We start from the raw sequence: 3,844 nt of genomic DNA, 5'->3' as shown, positions 1-3,844 counted from the left end.
GCCAGAACAGTCCCAATGCCGAATGACTCCAGCCGATCTGCTTCGCCTCCGGTTTCAACCCTTGTTGCTTCACCCCAGCGTTTCATTTAGCCGAGGCTCGGGAAGAGGTGGATGCAGCAAGGTCACAACCCGCCGCGTCAGCAAGGCCGCCCACGTGATCCGACTCACAGCGGCTGGTTGATTTGGTTGGTAGGTTGGCCACGCTTGGCCGACATCCCCAACTTCGACGGGCAAGCGTGCTCATCCTGCAAGCGTTCAAGCATGAATGACGACTCAATCAACAGCCTGGTTAGCCAGGCACGCACCTGCCCATCCGGTGATCGCGGACCGCAGACGTTTGCAGCTTCGCTGGTAGGGATCGGTGCGATTTGCTAGTGTCGTTCGTGAGCCCCAGTTTGCTGCACGTGGGTGTGCCATGGGAGCATTTTTATTGTTCGACCATTTGAAATCGAGGTAGCGGGCGATGCGCAGCACGCTGATTGTTGCCCATCCTGCGCATGAGCTTTGGGTGCTTGGTTGGGTCTTTGCGAATCAACCCATTGTTCATGTGTTGACGGACGGGTCTGGACGGAAAGGTTCATCACGCCTGTATCGTACACGCGAGATCGTGAATCAAACCGGATCCACCTGTGGTGGCATTTTTGGGGAATTGAGTGACCGATCGCTTTACCAGCGGACGTTGGACGTCGACGTTGACTACTTTGAAGGATTGACTCATCGACTGGCAACATCCTTGATCGAAAATGAAATCGAACTGGTTGTCGGCGATGCGGAAGAAGGCGATGTCATGGCGCACGACCTGTGGCGGGGAATCCGTCTTGCCGCAATCGATCGTGCTGAACAGGCTTTGGGACGCGAGATCAAGCAGTGGGAATTCAATCTCTCAAGGGGTGATGGGACCGACCGCTTGCCCATCGAATGCATCCGGCTCAACGAAGAACAGTTTGATCGGAAGATGGCGATCGTACGGCAGTACGACGAGGTTCGCCCATTCGTGGAGGAGGCGATTGAGCAATTCGGTTGGGAATCACATCGGGTTGAAAAACTGTATTTGGTTGATCGCGATCAGCCGATCCATGCGCACCAAAATGGGATGACGAAATACGAGTTGCATGGCCTCTCGGAAGTCCAAAAGGGAACCTATCGCGATGCCATTCGTTTCCAGGAACACCTTGCTCCCATCTTTGCCCACGTTGGTGCACCGTTGATGAACAAGCAGGCGGAATGATCGCTTGTGCCGCCACGGTGACCTTGTGAATTCACACCAGCTGCTGTTTCCGCTTAGCGCATGAAAGTCTTGATTTCCAATCTTCGGTTGCATGGGCAATCAGGCACCGAAACCTATGTCCGCGACGTCGCAGTCGAACTGATGCGACAAGGGCATACTCCGTTCGTCTACAGCCCTCATCTGGGGCCGATGGCCGAACAACTTCGCTCGGCTTCGGTCTGCGTCACCGATGACCTATCGAAAATACGTGTCCAACCAGACGTCATTCACGGGCACCATGCCATGGAGACTTTGGCGGCCTTGCTGCATTTCCCTGGCACACCGGGGATTTTTGTTTGTCACGATGCATCTGCTTGGCACGATACTCCCCCGGATTTCCCAAGGATCCTGCGTTATTTGGCAGTTGATGAAGCCTGTCGCGACCGGATGGTCTTGTCGGGAGGGATCAATGAGGAGCGTGTGCAAATTCTGCAAAACGCAGTCGCACTCGATTGGTTCCCGATCCGGTCTCCGTTACCAGTTCGACCGGGCCGGGCGTTGGTGTTCAGCAACTACGTGGAACGTGAGCAGGCAGCGATCGTGCGAAAGGCGGTCGAAAAGCATGGGATGCAGCTCGAGCTTCTTGGCGCAAGATTGGGTGGGGCGTCGGAATGTCCTGAAAAGCATCTTCAAAAGGCTGATCTGGTGTTTGCCAAAGGACGGTGCGTCTGGGAGGCGATCGCGACAGGGTGTGCGGCAATCGCATTGGACGCGCAAGGAATGGGCGAGATCGTGACCACCAGCAATTTCGAACATCAACGTCGAAACAACTTCGGACGCCGACTCTTGCAGCAACCGATCACGGTGGAATCGATTTGCCAACAAATCGAACGGTACGATTCCAGCGATGCTGGTTCGGTTACGAAACGCCTGCGAAAGGAAGACTGCTTGAGCCTCCGCGTCAATGAGTTGTGTCTGCTCTACGAGAGCGTGATCCACGAGCATCGCAGTGCTTCCGTTTCATGCGTAGAGGAATTGCAAGCGGTCAGCGCAGCGATTCAGTGGTGGTCTCGCACTCGGCAAGCTCAAAACATTGAATACCAGCCCGGAAGTCCAAACGAGCCAAGTTTTACGAAATGGGCGTCGGATCGTTACCGGCAATGGAGATCGAAGTGGTCGTGGTGAGATGAGGGATGGTGTCAGGTTCATCGGCCCGGGGCCGGACGGCCACGTCTGTGGGGACACCGACCCTTCGGGATTTGTGAGTTGAATGGTGCTGGCTGGCAGCATCCGACGATCCGACGAACGTGATTCCGCTTGACGAACCGATTTCAACCGATATCGTTTGGGCGTTCGTGGTGATGAGTCGTGCTGCTGCACGATTCATGAACAGGGAACTCCGGTGAAATTCCGGGATGGTCCAGCCGCTGTGAACTGCCGCAACCTTCGGTTGCAAGTCATCGTTTCTTCTTTGGAAGTGCCATTGTTCGTGATTGTGCGAGCGAGAAGGCAATGAACCTTGATTGGCAGTGAGTCAGAAGACCTACCACGAAATAGACGATTTGGGTGCCCTCTTGGATTGGGGCGATCGTTGCGACAACAAGCGTCCACTGCGAGTTGTCTGGATTTGTCAACGTGTCAGGTGCTGATTCACTCGCCGGATGTGTTTGCGCACTCCGAGAATCAGAACCGGACGCTCAACGGGTAACGGGTTGGGTGCGGCTGCGCAACCATTCCGTCAACAGGGAGTCACCGCATGGAATCTTCAGCGGAAAACACACACGCCGGAACGGTCCGCAAACGCGACGGACGTGAAGTCGAGTTTGATTCGCGGCGAGTTCAAACGGCCATGGAAAAGGCGTTTCGGGCGGAGCTCAACCTCGCTGATGGACAGCCTCTGTCCTCGGATGTGATCGAAGATCTCACCCACATTGTCGCGAAAGTAGAAGAGGCGATTCGGAACCCAGAACGGATGTCGGCCGTCACGGTGGAGCAAATTCAGGACATTGTCGAAATCGGATTGATGAAACGCGAACACTTTCGCGTTGCCCGACGCTACATCCTGTACCGGACCGAACACGCTCGCATTCGAGCCATTCGTGGCACGGATACCGGACTCGATTCACTGAACGATTCCAATCATGTCTCTCACCACGCCGAGCCTCGAATTCGGGTGGAGTTGGAGCCTGGGTTGCTGGTTCCGTTCGATGAAAGCCGGATCAAGCGTTTTCTCAACAAGTGCCCGGAATCCAAACTTCCCGAAGTCGACACGGATGAAATTGTCGCCGAGGTTGTTCGCGGTGCGTTTGATGGGATGACGCCGGATGACGTGACTCGAGCATTGGTGCTGGCCACTCGCAGTCGCATCGAGCGTGATCCCGCTTACGATGCACTCGCGGCACAGCTGCAGCGTTCGATTGTCTATCGTCAGTCGCTCGGCAAAACTCAGTTCGAGGATGGGGTTTCGGCGGCCTACCGCGACCACTTTGAACACTATGTGATTGAAGGTGTGCGAGCGAACCGATTGTCGGGTGACTTGCGAGGTTTCGACCTCCATCGAATCGCGACGGCGCTCCAGCCCGAGCGTGATGCCCAGTTTCGGTATCTCGGTATGCAGACCATCTTCGATCGCTACCT

At 55.5% G+C, this 3,844-nt stretch carries 4 protein-coding genes and 1 riboswitch; all 4 genes read left to right on the top strand.

The window, feature by feature from the left end:
• The coding region (locus ACF8AM_RS21835) for a hypothetical protein (protein WP_392557687.1) at nt 1-181 on the top strand (181 nt) is incomplete at its 5' end.
• 426 nt (nt 182-607) lie between these two features.
• Nucleotides 608-1,228, top strand: a complete 621-nt coding sequence (locus tag ACF8AM_RS21830) for a hypothetical protein (RefSeq protein ID WP_392557686.1) — start codon at nt 608-610, stop codon at nt 1,226-1,228.
• Nucleotides 1,229-1,288: 60 nt separating this feature from the next.
• A complete protein-coding gene (locus tag ACF8AM_RS21825; RefSeq protein WP_392557685.1) occupies nt 1,289-2,392 on the top strand; it encodes a glycosyltransferase in 1,104 nt (367 codons plus the stop codon).
• 154 nt (nt 2,393-2,546) lie between these two features.
• A riboswitch (cobalamin riboswitch) is annotated at nt 2,547-2,773 on the top strand.
• A 190-nt stretch (nt 2,774-2,963) separates the two neighbouring features.
• Nucleotides 2,964-3,844: ATP cone domain-containing protein (locus ACF8AM_RS21820; RefSeq protein WP_392557684.1), on the top strand; the 881-nt coding region annotated here is incomplete at its 3' end.

This window comes from Rhodopirellula sp. JB055, from assembly GCF_043100905.1.
In the GTDB taxonomy this organism is placed as follows: Bacteria; Planctomycetota; Planctomycetia; order Pirellulales; family Pirellulaceae; genus Rhodopirellula.
Note: the sequence above shows the minus strand (reverse complement) of the source record. Positions and strands in the feature narration are given on the sequence as shown.